Here is a 14,713-nt window from a genome sequence, read left to right on the forward strand (position 1 = left end):
GGATAGCGGCTGGCGCCTAATCCGGACTACCAGCCACCTCCGCTTTGTAGCCCCGGTAAGCGCAGCGCCACCGGGGAACAGGCATTATTGACTCAAATCCAGCTGATAAATAGCGAAGCCGATATCATCGGTCGCTACCTGTCGCATCGGATACTGCGCTTTCTCTTTGATAAACGCCGCGGCTTTGTCGGCTGGCGAGGTCTCAAAGCGAATATCCAGCGGCGTTTTGCTGTGGATCGGCGCCAGTCGCCAGTTGTTATCCGCCGCCGGATGGATCGCACCATCCTTCTTCGACTGCGCGCCAATCCACGCCGCCAGCACCGAACGGTTTTCGTCCGGGGAGGCAAAAGCGATATGGTCGTCGCCGGTACCGGCGAATTTGCCGCCGTAGGCGCGATAGTTATTGGTGGCGACGAGGAAGGTGGCCTGCGGATCGATAGGCTTACCGTTAAAGGTCAGGTCTTTAATGCGTTCTGACTGCGGGTGAATCATCTGGCACTCGCCGTCGTAGCGCGCCGGTTGACTCACGTCGATCTGGTAATTTACGCCGTCAATCACGTCGAAGTTATAGGTGCGGAACCCGTCCCAGTTAATCAGCGACTGCGGTTTGCTGCTGGCGGTGTCAATCTGGTTAAACTGCCCGGCTGAGCATTCGAGCCACTCCTTGACCTCTTTACCGCTTACCTTCATCACCACCAGCGTGTTCGGGTAGAGATAGAGGTCGGCGGCGTTACGGAAGGTGAGCTGGCCTTTTTCCACTTCGACAAAGCTTGCCGGATCGTTTTTACGCCCACCGACTTTAAACGGCGCGGCGGCGGAGAGTACCGGCAGTTTCGCCAGATCTGGATCGCCCTGGATGTAGTGCTCGACATAGGCCTTTTGCGCCATGTTGACCACCTGCACCGTCGGGTCGTCCTGCACCAGCGCCAGGTAGCTGTACATGTTGTCGGCGGACTTGCCGATAGGCTTGCTGACGAATTCGCGTGTGGCGTCGTGATCGGCTTTCAGCACCGCCACCATTTTACTATCTTCCGCCGCCAGCGACTTTTTCGCTACCGCGTCGTAAATAGGTCGCGCTTCGGCTTTGGCCTGAGCCACTTGCCATTTACCGCTGTCGTTATTCAGCACCAAATCGACCACCCCGAGATGATCGCCCCACATTCCCGGCATCACCGCCGGAATACCGTTTAGCGTACCTTTGGCGATATCCGCGCCTTTAATGGTGGCGAAGTCTTTACCGGGGAACACCGCGTGGGCGTGGCCGAACATGATGGCGTCAACGCCGGGTACCTGGCTTAAGTAGTAGACCGAGTTTTCCGCCATTGCCTGATACGGATCGGCGGAGAGCCCCGAATGCGCGACCACCACGACCACATCAGCGCCTTTCGCGCGCATCTCCGGCACGTACTTGCGCGCGGTTTCGGTGATGTCGTTGACCTTCACCTTGCCGTTGAGGTTGGCTTTATCCCAGGTCATGATCTGCGGCGGCACAAAACCGATGTAGCCGATGCGCAGGGTATGGGGCTGACCATCGCTATCCTGAACCTGGGTATCCTGAATCAGGTATGGCGTAAACATCGGTTTCCCGGTTTTTACATCAATAATATTGGCATTAACGTAAGGGAACTTCGCCCCGGCCAGCGCTTTATGCAGGAAGTCGAGGCCATAGTTAAATTCATGGTTGCCCAGGTTGCCGACGGCGTAATTCAGGGTGTTCATCGCCTTATAAACCGGATGCACATCCCCCTCTTTAAGTCCTTTTGCCGCCATATAGTCGCCCAGTGGGCTACCCTGAATAACATCGCCGTTATCCACCAGCACGCTGTTTTTCGCTTCCGCGCGGGCTTTTTCAATCAGGCTGGCGGTTCTGACCAGACCGAATTTTTCCGTGGCGGTATCTTTGTAGTAATCGAAATCCATCATATTGCTGTGCAGATCGGTGGTTTCCATGATCCGCAGGTCGACCGTCGCCGCGTTGACGCTGGCCGCCACCAGCGTGGCCAGCAGCGTTGCGCTAAACTTAATCATCAGAGGCGTCCTTTTTTATGAGCAATGGCACAAAAGAAAATGTATTTACATTCTGTTGCTTACAGAATTGTGAATTCTGCCAGAAAAGCGTGAATGGAAACCGCTAGTGTTATCACAGATAGCGGAACTGGTGATGATGCGATATAAATAAAACAACGAGTTAACGCCACTGTAACCAGAAGAGGTGGAGAATGTTAGAACAAGTATGTCAGCTTGCACGGACCGCGGGCGATGCCATCATGGATGTCTACGATGGGAACCAGCCGATGGATGTGAGCAGCAAAAAGGATGATTCTCCCGTTACCGCGGCGGATATCGCCGCGCATAAAGTCATTGTCAGCGGCCTGCAGGCGCTGGATGCCACAATCCCCATCCTGTCGGAAGAAGATCCGCCGGCGTGGGAAGTGCGTCAGCACTGGCAGCGCTACTGGCTGGTCGACCCGCTGGACGGCACCAAAGAATTTATCAAGCGCAATGGCGAATTCACCGTTAATATCGCGCTGATTGAAAACGGCAAACCGACGCTGGGCGTGGTGTACGCACCGGTGATGAAAGTGATGTACAGCGCGCAAAATGGCAAGGCGTGGAAAGAAGAGTGCGGCGTGCGCAAGCAGATTCAGGTTCGCGATGCTCGCCCGCCGCTGGTGGTGATTAGCCGCTCCCATGGTAATGACCCGGAGCTGCAGGAGTATCTGGAGCAACTGGGCGAGCACCAGACCACCTCAATCGGTTCGTCGCTGAAATTCTGCCTGGTGGCGGAAGGCCAGGCGCAGCTCTATCCGCGCTTCGGGCCGACCAGCACCTGGGACACCGCTGCCGGTCATGCGGTCGCGGTAGCCGCCGGGGCGCATGTTCACGACTGGCAAGGCAAAACTCTTGACTACACGCCGCGTGAATCCTTCCTCAACCCCGGCTTCCGCGTCTCTATTTATTAAGCAGCTTATGCAGCAGGTCGACGACCTGCTGCACCTCTTGCTGGGTCAGCGCGCCGTCTTTTGCCCACTGAACACGGCCGTTTTTATCTAACACCACAATCGCCGAACTTCCTTCATCGAGCTGCCAGGCTTTGCGCGCGAGACCGTTGCTGTCGACGATAAACTGCGACCACGGATAGAGCTGCTTGTTGCTCTCGATGCTGCTGCGCACGAACATCCCGGAGCCGGGGATCGCGTCGTCGGTATTGACGATGGTGGTGGTCTGGTAGCGGTCGTGCGGCAGGCCAGCCGCCTTAATCGCCTCAATCAGATTGGCATTTTTCTCTTTTGCCGAGGTGCGCCCGGCAATATGCTGGATGACGCGCACTTTTCCCGCCAGCTGCGAGCTATTCCAGTTTTTGTAGCTAAACTTATCGTTATTCAGTATCAGTTCTCCGCGATCGGCGATGCCTACCGGCGCGACGCGCTGACCGTCGACAAAATTATGCGCCGAAGCCATTAACGGAAACAGGAGGGCGGAAACCGCCAGCAACTTACGTAGGGTCATGAGATATCCTTTTTTATATGCAGGTGATCCGACCACTTGGTCTTGTTTAATGATAAGTGCGAATTGTCGCCATTACCCGCAAGCGTGATGCCAGTTTGCGTGCCAACGCACACATTCAATAAAAAACGGAAACTTATACTAACAACTACGTATGCCTGAAACGAAAATTCTGAATTATTGTCATCAAAGGGTAAAAAAACTTCTACAGACTGGGTGTCTTCGGAAATCTGGACTATAGTTTTAGGGCATTAAAATTTGCGCTCCCGATACGTGGGCTAACTGTGGCACCGCAGGAGCGTAACCCTGGCAGGAGACAACAATGAAAATTTTCCAACGCTACAATCCGCTGCAAGTGGCGAAGTACGTGAAGATCCTGTTTCGTGGACGGTTGTACATCAAGGACGTTGGCGCTTTTGAATTTGATAAGGGCAAAATCCTTATCCCGAAGGTTAAGGACAAGCTGCATTTCTCAGTGATGTCCGAAGTCAATCGTCAGGTTATGCGTCTGCAAACTGAGACCGCATAACGTGGTATGACGGCACGAAAAAAAACGGCTCCCGATGGGAGCCGTTGATGTTTTCAGGGCCGCTTACGCCGCGCCTTTTTCTTTCTTCGCCGCTTCTTCGATATCAGGCAGTTTCGGTACCAGCACCGTTGGTTTGTTGTCGATACGGGTAACCAGTAGCTGGTCGATACGGTAGTTATCGATATCCACCACTTCAAACTTGTAGCCAGAGAACTTCACCGCATCGGTGCGTTTCGGGATCTTACGCAGCATGAACATCATAAAGCCGCCGATGGTCTCGTAATTATCGGACTGCGGGAATTCATCGATATCCAGCACGCGCATTACGTCGTCGATCGGCGTCCCGCCGTCAATTAACCATGAGTTCTCATCGCGGGCGACGATTTGCTCTTCCAGCCCCTGGCCGACCAGGTCGCCCATCAGGGTGGTCATGACGTCGTTGAGGGTGATAATCCCCACCACCAGCGCGTATTCGTTCATGATCACCGCGAAGTCTTCGCCGGCGGTTTTAAAGCTTTCCAGCGCTTCAGAGAGCGTCAGGGTATCCGGCACGATCAGCGTATTGCGGATCTGCACGCCGCCGGTTAACACCAGGCTCTGATTTGCCAGCACGCGGTTCAGCAGGTCTTTTGAATCGACGTAGCCGATGATGTGATCGATATCCTCGTTACATACCAGGAACTTGGAGTGCGGATGTTCCGCCACTTTATTCTTCAGGCTCTGCTCGTCTTCGTGTAAATCGAACCAAATCACGTTTTCGCGCGGCGTCATCGAAGAGGGGACGGTACGGGATTCCAGCTCAAAGACGTTTTCAATTAATTCGTGTTCCTGTTTACGCAGCACCCCGGCCAGCGCGCCGGCTTCCACCACCGCGTAGATATCATCGGAGGTGATGTCGTCTTTACGCACCATCGGGATTTTAAACAGGCGGAAGATGTTGTTCGCCATGCCGTTAAACAGCCACACCAGCGGGCGGAAGACCAGTAAACAGAAGCGCATCGGGTTGATGATGCGCAAAGCCACGGCTTCTGGCGCAATCATACCGATGCGTTTCGGCGTCAGGTCAGCAAACAGGATGAACAAGCTGGTGACCAGGGTGAAAGAGAAAATAAAGCTCAGCTGCTCGGAAAGCTCCGGCGACATGTAGCGGCTCAATACGCTGTGAAACGCGGGTGAAAATGCGGCATCGCCGACGATACCACCGAGAATGGCCACGGCGTTGAGGCCGATCTGCACGACGGTGAAGAAGGTGCCAGGGTTTTCCTGCATTTTGAGAACGCGCTGCGCATTCACATTGCCTTCATCAGCCAGCAATTTGAGTTTGATTTTACGTGATGCGGCCAGTGAGATTTCAGAGATCGAAAAAAATGCACTGACGGCAATAAGGAAAAGTATTACTAAAATACTGTTTAACATATCTTTTCTGACCGTTGAGGCCAGATCCTCGGAAGGGAAGTGGATAACTCTTTTAATGTGGAATACATAAAAAACCGGTCCGAAGGCGCTGGACCGGCTATGACACAGCGTAGTATAGCGTAAATGTCTGTAAAGCCACCAGAGCGATAATTATTCTCGCCAGCGGCCTCTTCTACAGGATTACGCCTGCGGAGGGAGGCAAACGCCAATCCCGCCGATACCGCAGTAGCCGTACGGATTTTTGTGCAGGTACTGCTGATGATCGTCCTCGGCATAGTAGAACGGTTTCGCCGTGGCGATTTCAGTGGTGATCTCGCGGGTATCGTTGGCGTCGCGCATCGCTGCCTGGTAACGCAGCATGCTGGCCTGCGCCGCTTCAAGCTGCTCCGGCGTCAGCGGGTAGATAGCCGAACGGTACTGCGTGCCGTGGTCGTTACCCTGCTGCATCCCTTGCGCTGGATCGTGGTTCTCCCAGAAAACCTGCAGCAGTTGTTCATAGCTGATGACCTGCGGGTCATATACCACGCGCACCGCTTCCGCGTGCCCGGTATCGCCGCTGCACACTTCACGATAGGTTGGATTTGGCGTGTAGCCGCCGGTATAGCCCGCCGCGGTGCTGTAGACCCCCGGCAATTGCCAGAACAGACGCTCGACGCCCCAGAAGCAGCCCATCGCGAACAGCGCTACCTCCATTCCTTCAGGAACGTTGGTCATTGAGTGGCCGTTAACGGCGTGGAGTGTTGCTACCGGCATCGGCGTGTTGCGCCCCGGCAGCGCATCCGCCTGGGCGACAAGATGCGTTTTATCAAATAGACTCACGGTTGGCCTCGCAATTTGTGGTTAAGGTTGTAACGTCGCGTATCTTTTTAGACAATAAACACGCTCAATACGTCTAAATTTAAACATAAGAATTATTTGGGTTACCGTCACTTTTTCAACCCTTAGTTGTTAGGGTTTTGTTAAGCCGTGGAGCGGCACTTGCGTTTCCTTCGGGGGGAAACAAGGATATTCAGGAGAACACGTGCAACAAATCCGCCAGATATGCGTTACCAGCCTTTTGCTGGTCAGCGGGGTCGCCAGCGCAGCGAATGTGCGTTTGCAGGTTGAGGGGTTATCCGGGGAACTGGAAAAAAACGTCCGCGCCCAACTATCCACGATCCAGAGCGATGAGGTCACGCCGGACCGTCGTTTTCGCGCGCGCGTCGATGACGCCATCCGCGAGGGCCTGAAAGCGCTGGGTTACTATGAACCCACCATCGATTTCGATCTGCGTCCGCCGCCCAAAAAAGGGCGTCAGGTGCTGATTGCCAAAGTGACTCCCGGCGAGCCGGTGCGCATTGGCGGCACCGAGGTGATCCTGCGCGGCGGCGCGCGCACCGACCGCGATTACCTGGATCTGCTGAAAACGCGTCCGGCAATTGGCACGGTGCTCAATCACAGTGATTATGACGGCTTCAAAAGCTCGCTCACCAAGGTGGCGCTGCGTAAAGGCTATTTCGATAGCGAGTTCAATAAAAGCCAGCTCGGCGTGTCGCTCGATCGCCATCAGGCTTTCTGGGACATTGACTACAACAGCGGCGAGCGCTACCGCTTTGGCCCGGTAAGCTTTACCGGTTCGCAGATCCGCGAAGAGTACCTGCAAAACCTGGTGCCCTTTAAACAGGGTGATTATTACACCTCGCAGGATTTGGCGGAGCTGAACCGCCGCCTGGCGGCGACCGGCTGGTTTAACTCGGTGGTCGTCGCGCCGCAGTTTGATAAATCACGTAAAACCAAGGTGCTGCCTCTGCAGGGCGTCGTTTCGCCACGCAAAGAGAACACCGTGGAAACCGGGGTCGGCTATTCGACAGACGTCGGGCCGCGCGTGAAAGCAACGTGGAAAAAGCCGTGGATGAACTCCTACGGCCACAGCCTGACCTCCAGCGTTAGCCTCTCCGCGCCGGAACAGCAGCTCGATTTCAGCTATAAAGTCCCGCTATTAAAAAGCCCGCTTGAGCAGTATTACCTGATGCAGGGCGGTTTTAAGCGTACCGACCTTAACGATACCAAGGCCGATTCCACCACCCTGGCGCTGTCGCGCTATTGGGAGATGTCGAGCGGCTGGCAGCGCGCGATTAACCTGCGCTGGAGTCTGGACCACTTTACCCAGGCTAACGTCACCAATACCACTATGCTGCTTTATCCCGGCGTCTCGGTAAACCGCACCCGCTCCCGCGGCGGCCTGATGCCAACCTGGGGCGATTCCCAGCGCTATTCGGTGGACTACTCCAACACCATGTGGGGCTCGGACATTAACTTTATCGTCATGCAGGCGCAGGACGTGTGGATCCGCACCCTCTATGACCGCCACCGCTTCGTGGTGCGCGGCAACCTCGGCTGGATTGAAGCCGATGACTTCAGCAAAGTTCCGCCGGATCTGCGTTTCTTCGCCGGTGGCGACCGCAGCATTCGTGGTTATAAATACAAATCGATCTCGCCGAAAGATGACGACGGCAAGCTAATCGGTGCCTCAAAGCTGGCGACGGGCTCGCTGGAGTATCAATACAACGTCACCGGTAAATGGTGGGGGGCGGCGTTTATCGACAGCGGCGAAGCGGTGAGCGATATCCGTAAAAGCGATTTTAAAACCGGCGCGGGCGTCGGCGTGCGCTGGCAATCGCCGGTTGGGCCGATCAAGCTGGATATCGCCAGACCTATCGGCGACAAAGAAGAACACGGTTTACAGTTTTACATCGGTCTGGGGCCTGAATTATGAGTTTATGGAAGAAGATAAGCCTCGGCGTATTACTCTTTTTAGTGCTGCTGATTGGCGCGGTCGGCTTTTTAGTCGGTACCACTACCGGTTTGCATCTGGTACTGAAAGCGGCGGACCGCTGGGTGCCGGGGCTGGAGATTGGCAAGGTCACCGGCGGCTGGCGCGACCTGACCTTACAGAACGTACGCTTCGAACAGCCGGGCGTGGCGGTGACGGCCGGCCAGTTCCATCTCGGCGTCAAGCTGCGCTGTCTGTGGGATAGCAGCCTGTGCGTTAACGATATCTCGCTGCGCGATATCTACGTCGCTATCGATACCAAAAAGATGCCGCCTTCGACGCCGGTAGAGGAAGAAGATTCCGGCCCGCTGAACCTCTCGACGCCCTATCCCATTACCCTCAGCCGCGTGGCGCTGCATAACGTCAATGTCAAAATCGACGACACCGCCGTTTCGCTGCGCGATTTCTCCACCGGCCTGAACTGGCAGGAGAAAAACCTGACCCTGACGCCGACCTCGCTGCAGGGGTTACTCATCGCCCTGCCGAAGGTGGCGAAAGTGGCGCAGGAGCAGGTTGTGGAGCCGAAAATTGACCATCCGAAACCGGAAGAGAAGCCTCTCGGCGAGACGATGAAAGATCTGTTCTCGCAGCCGGTGCTGCCGGAAATGGTCGATGTGCATCTGCCGCTGAATCTTAATATTCAGGAGTTCCGCGGCGAACAGCTGCGCCTGACCGGCGATACCGATATGACCGTCTACAACCTGCTGCTGAAGGTCAGCAGCATCGACGGGCAGATGAAACTTGATGCGCTGGACGTCGATTCCGACCAGGGCAAGGTTACCGCTTCCGGCACCGCGCAACTGCAGGATAACTGGCCGGTCGATATTACTCTCGACAGCACGCTGAACATCGACCCGCTGAAAGGCGAGAAGGTGAAGCTGAAAGTAGGCGGCGAGCTGCGTAAAAAACTGCAGGTCGGCGTTGATTTAGCCGGCTCGGTGGCCATGACCCTGCGCGCCGAAGCGCAGCTGGCGGAAGCCGGTCTGCCGCTGAATATGGAAGTGAAGAGTAAGCAGCTGTACTGGCCGTTTACCGGCGAGAAACAGTTCCAGGCGGATGATCTGCATCTGAAATTCAGCGGCAAAATGACCGACTACACCATGGCGTTTAGTACCGCGGTGAAAGGACAGTCGCTGCCGCCGGCTAAAATTACCCTTAATGCTAAAGGCAACGAACAGCAGGTAAATCTCGATAAGCTGACCGTGGCGGCGCTGGAGGGGAAAACCGAACTGAAAGCGTTGCTCGACTGGCAGCAGGCGATCAGCTGGCGCGGCGAATTGACCCTCGATGGCATTAATACCGCCAAAGAGGTGCCGGACTGGCCGTCGAAGCTGAACGGGATTATCAAAACCCAGGGGAGCCTGTACGGCAGCAGCTGGCAGATGGCGGTTCCCGAGCTGAAAATTACCGGCAACGTGAAACAGAATAAAGTCGATGTTCACGGTTCGCTGCAGGGTAACAGCTATATGCAGTGGAAAGTGCCGGGACTGCATCTGGCGCTTGGCCCAAACAGCGCCGATGTGAAAGGCGAGCTGGGGGTGAAAGACCTTAATCTCGACGCCACCATCGATGCGCCGCATCTCGACAATGCGCTGCCGGGGCTCGGCGGTACGGCGAAGGGACTATTGAAGGTGCGTGGCACCATCGACGCGCCGCAGCTACTGGCGGATATCACCGCCCGCGCTTTACGCTGGCAGGAACTGACGGTAGCCCAGGTTAACGTCAAAGGCGACGTCAAATCCAGCGACCAGATTGGCGGTAATCTTGACGTACGCGTCGATCGCATCAGCCAGCCGGGCGTTAACATTAGCCTGGTGCAGCTGAATGCCAAAGGGACTGAGAAGCAGCATGATTTACAGCTGCGCGTACAGGGCGAGCCGGTGTCGGGGCAGTTGACGCTGGCGGGCAGTTTCGATCGTAAAGAGGAGCGCTGGAAGGGCACCCTGAGCAATACCCGTTTCCAGACGCCTGTTGGGCCGGTGGCGCTGACGCGCAACATTGCGCTGGATTACCGTAATCAGGAGCAGAAAATCAGCATCGGACCGCACTGTTGGAGCAACCCGAATGCTGAGCTGTGCGTACCGCAGACCATCGATGCCGGCGCTAGCGGGCGCGCGGTGGTCAATCTCAACCGTTTCGATCTGGCGATGCTGAAGCCGTTTATGCCGGACGCGACCCAAGCAAGCGGCGTGTTTAGCGGTAACGCCGATGTGAGCTGGGACACCACCAAAGAGGGGCTGCCGCAGGGCAAAGTCACCCTCAGCGGGCGCAACGTCAAAGTCACCCAGACGGTCAACGACGCGCCGCTGCCGGTGGCTTTCGATACGCTTAACCTCAGCGCCGACCTGCATAACAACCGGGCGCAGTTGGGCTGGTTGATACGCCTGACCAACAACGGCCAGCTTGATGGCCAGGTAGAGGTGACCGACCCGCAGGGGCGGCGTAACTTGGGCGGCAACGTCAACATCAGCAACTTCTCGCTGGCGATGATTAACCCGATCTTCGCTCGCGGCGAGAAAGCGGAAGGCAAGCTTAATGCCCGTCTGCGTCTGGGCGGCAACTTGCAGAGCCCGCAGCTGTTTGGTCAAATGCAGCTCAGCGGCGTCGATATCGACGGCAACTTTATGCCGTTTGATATGCAGCCGAGCCAGCTGGCGATGAACTTCAACGGAACGCGTTCGACTCTGCAGGGGACGGTGAATACCAAACAGGGGCAGATTGCGCTGAGCGGCAACGCCGACTGGACGCAAATCGACAACTGGCGCGCGCAGATTGCGGCGAAGGGCAGCCGGGTGCGCATTACCGTGCCGCCGATGGTCCGCCTGGATGTTTCTCCGGATGTGGTGTTTACCGCCACGCCAAGCCTGTTTAACCTCGATGGCCGCGTTGACGTACCGTGGGCGCGCATCGTGGTGAACGAGGTGCCGGAGAGCGCGGTGGGCGTCTCTTCCGATGAGGTGATGCTGGATAAAGATCTGAAGCCGATTAAGCCGCAGAGCGCCGGTATTCCGATCAACAGCAACCTGACGATTCACGTCGGCAACAACGTGCGTCTGGACGCTTTCGGCCTGAAAGCGCGTCTGACCGGCGATCTGAAAGTGGCGCAGGATAAGCAGGGACTGGGGCTTAATGGCCAGATCAATATTCCGGAAGGTCGTTTCCACGCTTATGGTCAGGATCTGATCGTGCGTAAAGGCGAGCTGCTGTTCTCCGGGCCGCCGGACCAGCCGCTGCTCAATATCGAAGCGATTCGTAACCCGGAAGCCACCGAAGACGACGTGATCGCCGGCGTTCGCGTCACCGGTTCTGCCGATCAGCCGAAGGCCGAGATCTTCTCCGACCCGGCAATGTCGCAGCAGGAAGCGCTTTCTTATCTGTTACGCGGTCAGGGATTAGGCAGCGAACAGAGCGATAGTGCGGCGATGACCTCAATGCTTATTGGAATGGGGGTTGCACAAAGTGGTCAGGTTGTGGGTAAAATCGGCGAGACGTTTGGCGTAAGCAATTTGGCGCTGGATACCCAGGGGGTAGGCGACTCCTCCCAGGTGGTGGTCAGCGGCTATGTGCTGCCGGGTCTTCAGGTAAAATACGGCGTCGGCATCTTCGACTCTTTGGCGACGCTTACCCTGCGTTATCGCCTGATGCCTAAGCTATATATGGAAGCGGTGTCTGGCGTAGACCAGGCTCTCGATTTGCTCTATCAGTTTGAGTTTTAGCAATGCGAATATTTGTTTACGGCAGTTTACGACGCAAACAAGGCAACAGCCACTGGATGACCAACGCCCAGTTGCTGGGCGCTCATAGTGTCGACGATTATCAGCTGTACAGCCTGGGCCACTATCCAGGCGCGGTGCCGGGCGAAGGCACAGTACATGGTGAAGTGTATCGTATCGACGCATCGACGCTGGCCGAGCTGGATGCGCTGCGCACCAAGGGCGGTGAATACGCGCGCCATCTGATCCAAACGCCTTACGGCAGCGCGTGGATGTATGTCTACCAGCGCTCCGTCGAGGGGTTTGCGCAGATTGAGAGCGGAAACTGGTTGGACAGAGACCAGTAATTGAAAACGACAACGCCACCTTCGGGTGGCGTTGTTTTATCTTGCGCTCGGGGCGTTATTATTTATTTTCTGGCCACGATGTTTGCGGGTAACCTAAAAATCCTTCCCGGATTATGCCGTGGGAGGATTGCAGCGCAATATAGCGGGCCTCTTCTTTATCATAGATAGCGCTGGTTGAATGAATACGGTCGCTATAGTCGTCAGGATTAATACCGTATATCTGATAGAAGGTATTCTGATGAGCCCAGTCGGGGATATTCTCTATTTGATAGTTATAGTCTATTATTCGAACTTGATGATGAAAAGCTTGCCCATCTTTTACATCGGTAACTTTAATCGCTTTGATTGAGCCGAAGCAGAAGGAGGACGTTTTTTTCTGCCAGTATTTACGTCCTTCAGGCGTCAGCGTATAGCGGTTAATGATTAGGTCTTGAGTATTATCATAGGGGATGGATTGTCTGGTAATGAGCCCTAGATTTACAAAACTGTCCAGCGTCTGTTTAACCTGGTTGGTATCTGAAGGCTGTTTTTTAACGATGCTTGTGGCCAGGTCTGATGATGTCAAAGCCTGTTTGATATCCTTGGGAAATGAAAAATCCTGCTTACGAATAGCGAAGCAGTGGGCTTTGTTTGCCCAGATCCCCAACTCCGAATTGATCTCAGACACATATTGCTGATCATTACAGCCGCATAGCGTATAGATAAAGAACCCGCAGAGTATTTTCTTAAATGACATAGATAAAATCCTTATCATTTCGCGTTGAAGAACTTGTCTTCCTCGACGTATTCATTGCTGATACCGGATTGGCAGCGTAAGTGAGTTTTATCCGCCATATCAAATTGGGCGCTGCCGGCTATTTTCCCTTCTTTTATATTGGGGAAAAACTGTGGCATGAGCTCCTGCGCCCAATCGGGGACGTTGTTGAGGTGGTAAATAAATTCGACCTCAGTGGTAGGTTCATCATCAAACGGAGTTATACGACTTACATTTTCCACCTGTACGCTGCCGAAGCACAGGCCGGTTCTCCAGCTATTAGGCCATGTAGGCCTACTGGATGCGCCTTTATCAGTGAGCCGGTAATAGTATTCGGTGACTCCCCTTTCATTTACCTTAATTTTTTCTTCAAGCAGATCGTGCTGAACAAACCAGGACGTCCCAGCGCTTGGTGACAACGCTTCGGAAAAATCCGTTTGTAGCTTATTTTGAGTAATAATACATATCGCCTGATTGCCATTAGGATTAGCGGCGTCAAAACGTTTTTGAATTTCCGGAAGCCACTGCTGTTCATTCAATTTGGTAACCGGGTACCCGGCGTCTGGCTGTGCGTTATCGCAGGCGGTAAGAAACAGAATACATAGCAGTCCAAAATAATTGTTTTTTTTAATATCCATATCTTAGCCTCTCGGTGTAATTTTAGTCCATACCAAATTTCTTCTGGTGGAAAGAAACCTCGAAATATTATCATTGCCATCGTTGCTGTTAGGTAAATCAATAATTAAATATTCTATTGGGTAAGGAAAACAGCGTTGCGGGTCGGCATAATAGTCATAGGCATTGCCCCCTAACGCGCTATCCCCTGGTGCGAGTCCATAACAGGTGGGAGCTTTATCTTCCTGATACTTAAATTGATCGTAAAATGTTATTCTTTGTACCCAGTCAGCTAATTGTGGCTGGAATTTTTCCGCTGAATCATAGCTGCCATTGACTAACCAGATGATGTGGCGCTGCCCGAACATGACCATGCTGATTTCTTGATCGACGAAACTTTCTGGGCGCTGGTTTTTTATGGTTTTATTATCATAAATATAGTGATACGCCCATGATAAGGTGTGATTTTGTTTGTTATAAGTGGGTTTCTGTAGCCAGTTAAAGTTGATCGTCTCAGGAAAATGCCAGAAAGCTTTTGGAGGCACTTTCCGCTGCAGTTGTTCAGCCTGGTCTTTCAACAGAAACAGTTCGTCAGATAACCTTAAATAACCTACATCGGATATTTTTATACATAGTCTATTTTCGCTGGCGCCGCGTAGCGCCAGGTACCTGTTGCAAGTTTGCTCTAACCTGGTTTGTGGAGGCTTGTTATAGGTTATTTTATTTTCGGCATAAATATAACCTTCCGGAAGGTTCAGTTCGGCAATGCCGTTTAGTGAAATAATTGCCGGCCCGGCAATAATGACTCTCTTTGCATAATCATCAAAGCCACGATCATCTTTAGCTATCTTTTGAAGTTCATCAGCCGTGAGTGGTGATGGCCCATCTGCCCGGCATGGTAGTGTCACCAGGCTGGTAAGGATAGATATTGCTAATATTATTACTTTTCTGGTCATTTACTCTCCTTATATATGTCAATGCTCAATGTATTCTGTTGCCTGCTTTGTTAATATATTTTCT

The 14,713-nt window shown here is 54.0% G+C and carries 12 protein-coding genes; 5 read left to right on the forward strand and 7 right to left on the reverse strand.

Annotation, left to right across the window (positions count from 1 at the left end):
- Window positions 1–84: 84 nt before the first annotated feature.
- Window positions 85–2,028, reverse strand: a complete 1,944-nt coding sequence (locus PGR10_RS22300; protein WP_430924117.1) for a bifunctional 2',3'-cyclic-nucleotide 2'-phosphodiesterase/3'-nucleotidase — start codon at window positions 2,026–2,028, stop codon at window positions 85–87.
- A gap of 191 nt (window positions 2,029–2,219) precedes the next feature.
- Between PGR10_RS22300 and cysQ the strand changes: the two genes are divergently transcribed.
- The gene (gene cysQ / locus PGR10_RS22305; protein ID WP_032713537.1) at window positions 2,220–2,963 is read left to right on the forward strand and encodes a 3'(2'),5'-bisphosphate nucleotidase CysQ; all 744 of its coding nucleotides are present in this window, start codon (window positions 2,220–2,222) and stop codon (window positions 2,961–2,963) included.
- Here cysQ and PGR10_RS22310 read toward each other — a convergent pair.
- A complete protein-coding gene (locus tag PGR10_RS22310) occupies window positions 2,953–3,510 on the reverse strand; it encodes a YtfJ family protein (protein WP_213317449.1) in 558 nt (185 codons plus the stop codon). The two genes, cysQ and PGR10_RS22310, sit on opposite strands and share 11 nt — an antisense overlap.
- Before the next feature lie 319 nt (window positions 3,511–3,829).
- Between PGR10_RS22310 and PGR10_RS22315 the strand changes: the two genes are divergently transcribed.
- Window positions 3,830–4,036 carry a DUF1107 domain-containing protein gene (locus tag PGR10_RS22315; protein ID WP_015368594.1) on the forward strand — a complete coding sequence of 69 codons (207 nt, stop codon included), beginning with the start codon at window positions 3,830–3,832 and terminating at the stop codon, window positions 4,034–4,036.
- 63 nt (window positions 4,037–4,099) lie between these two features.
- On the opposite strand, the gene PGR10_RS22320 is transcribed toward PGR10_RS22315, so the two are convergent.
- The gene (locus PGR10_RS22320; RefSeq protein ID WP_015368593.1) at window positions 4,100–5,452 is read right to left on the reverse strand and encodes a hemolysin family protein; all 1,353 of its coding nucleotides are present in this window, start codon (window positions 5,450–5,452) and stop codon (window positions 4,100–4,102) included.
- A gap of 180 nt (window positions 5,453–5,632) precedes the next feature.
- Entirely contained in the window at window positions 5,633–6,271 is a 639-nt protein-coding gene (msrA, locus tag PGR10_RS22325; protein ID WP_015368592.1) for a peptide-methionine (S)-S-oxide reductase MsrA, read from the reverse strand.
- 202 nt (window positions 6,272–6,473) lie between these two features.
- On the opposite strand from msrA, the gene tamA reads away from it, so the two are divergent.
- Genes tamA through PGR10_RS22340 form a run of 3 tightly spaced genes read left to right on the forward strand, consistent with a single transcriptional unit; the run spans window position 6,474 to window position 12,324 of the window.
- The gene (tamA, locus tag PGR10_RS22330) at window positions 6,474–8,207 is read left to right on the forward strand and encodes an autotransporter assembly complex protein TamA (RefSeq protein ID WP_087858312.1); all 1,734 of its coding nucleotides are present in this window, start codon (window positions 6,474–6,476) and stop codon (window positions 8,205–8,207) included.
- Window positions 8,204–11,980, forward strand: coding sequence for an autotransporter assembly complex protein TamB (gene tamB, locus PGR10_RS22335; protein WP_087858313.1), 3,777 nt, complete (start codon window positions 8,204–8,206; stop codon window positions 11,978–11,980). The genes tamA and tamB overlap by 4 nt, the downstream gene beginning before the upstream one ends.
- A 2-nt stretch (window positions 11,981–11,982) precedes the next feature.
- On the forward strand, window positions 11,983–12,324 hold the full coding sequence (locus tag PGR10_RS22340; RefSeq protein WP_015704194.1) for a gamma-glutamylcyclotransferase family protein: 342 nt from the start codon (window positions 11,983–11,985) through the stop codon (window positions 12,322–12,324).
- 58 nt (window positions 12,325–12,382) lie between these two features.
- Here PGR10_RS22340 and PGR10_RS22345 read toward each other — a convergent pair whose 3' ends face one another.
- From PGR10_RS22345 to PGR10_RS22355, 3 genes are read right to left on the reverse strand one after another with little or no spacing between them, the layout of a single operon-like run.
- Window positions 12,383–13,060 carry a hypothetical protein gene (locus PGR10_RS22345; RefSeq protein WP_430924118.1) on the reverse strand — a complete coding sequence of 226 codons (678 nt, stop codon included), beginning with the start codon at window positions 13,058–13,060 and terminating at the stop codon, window positions 12,383–12,385.
- 14 nt (window positions 13,061–13,074) lie between these two features.
- Window positions 13,075–13,716, reverse strand: a complete 642-nt coding sequence (locus tag PGR10_RS22350) for a hypothetical protein (protein WP_430924119.1) — start codon at window positions 13,714–13,716, stop codon at window positions 13,075–13,077.
- A 3-nt stretch (window positions 13,717–13,719) separates the two neighbouring features.
- Window positions 13,720–14,649 (reverse strand): hypothetical protein, encoded by a 930-nt coding sequence (locus PGR10_RS22355; protein ID WP_430924120.1) that lies wholly within the window; start codon window positions 14,647–14,649, stop codon window positions 13,720–13,722.
- Window positions 14,650–14,713 lie beyond the last annotated feature (64 nt).

It is taken from the genome of Klebsiella sp. 141198, assembly GCF_050600785.1.
Taxonomy (GTDB): Bacteria; Pseudomonadota; Gammaproteobacteria; order Enterobacterales; family Enterobacteriaceae; genus Klebsiella; species Klebsiella aerogenes.

Coding starts and splice junctions, on each gene's coding strand:
- PGR10_RS22300 (WP_430924117.1), bottom strand. CDS start 2,028: ATGATTAAGTTTAGCGCAACGCTGCTGGCCACGCTGGTGGCGGCCAGC.
- cysQ (WP_032713537.1), top strand. CDS start 2,220: ATGTTAGAACAAGTATGTCAGCTTGCACGGACCGCGGGCGATGCCATC.
- PGR10_RS22310 (WP_213317449.1), bottom strand. CDS start 3,510: ATGACCCTACGTAAGTTGCTGGCGGTTTCCGCCCTCCTGTTTCCGTTA.
- PGR10_RS22315 (WP_015368594.1), top strand. CDS start 3,830: ATGAAAATTTTCCAACGCTACAATCCGCTGCAAGTGGCGAAGTACGTG.
- PGR10_RS22320 (WP_015368593.1), bottom strand. CDS start 5,452: ATGTTAAACAGTATTTTAGTAATACTTTTCCTTATTGCCGTCAGTGCA.
- tamB (WP_087858313.1), top strand. CDS start 8,204: ATGAGTTTATGGAAGAAGATAAGCCTCGGCGTATTACTCTTTTTAGTG.
- PGR10_RS22340 (WP_015704194.1), top strand. CDS start 11,983: ATGCGAATATTTGTTTACGGCAGTTTACGACGCAAACAAGGCAACAGC.
- PGR10_RS22345 (WP_430924118.1), bottom strand. CDS start 13,060: ATGTCATTTAAGAAAATACTCTGCGGGTTCTTTATCTATACGCTATGC.
- PGR10_RS22350 (WP_430924119.1), bottom strand. CDS start 13,716: ATGGATATTAAAAAAAACAATTATTTTGGACTGCTATGTATTCTGTTT.
- PGR10_RS22355 (WP_430924120.1), bottom strand. CDS start 14,649: ATGACCAGAAAAGTAATAATATTAGCAATATCTATCCTTACCAGCCTG.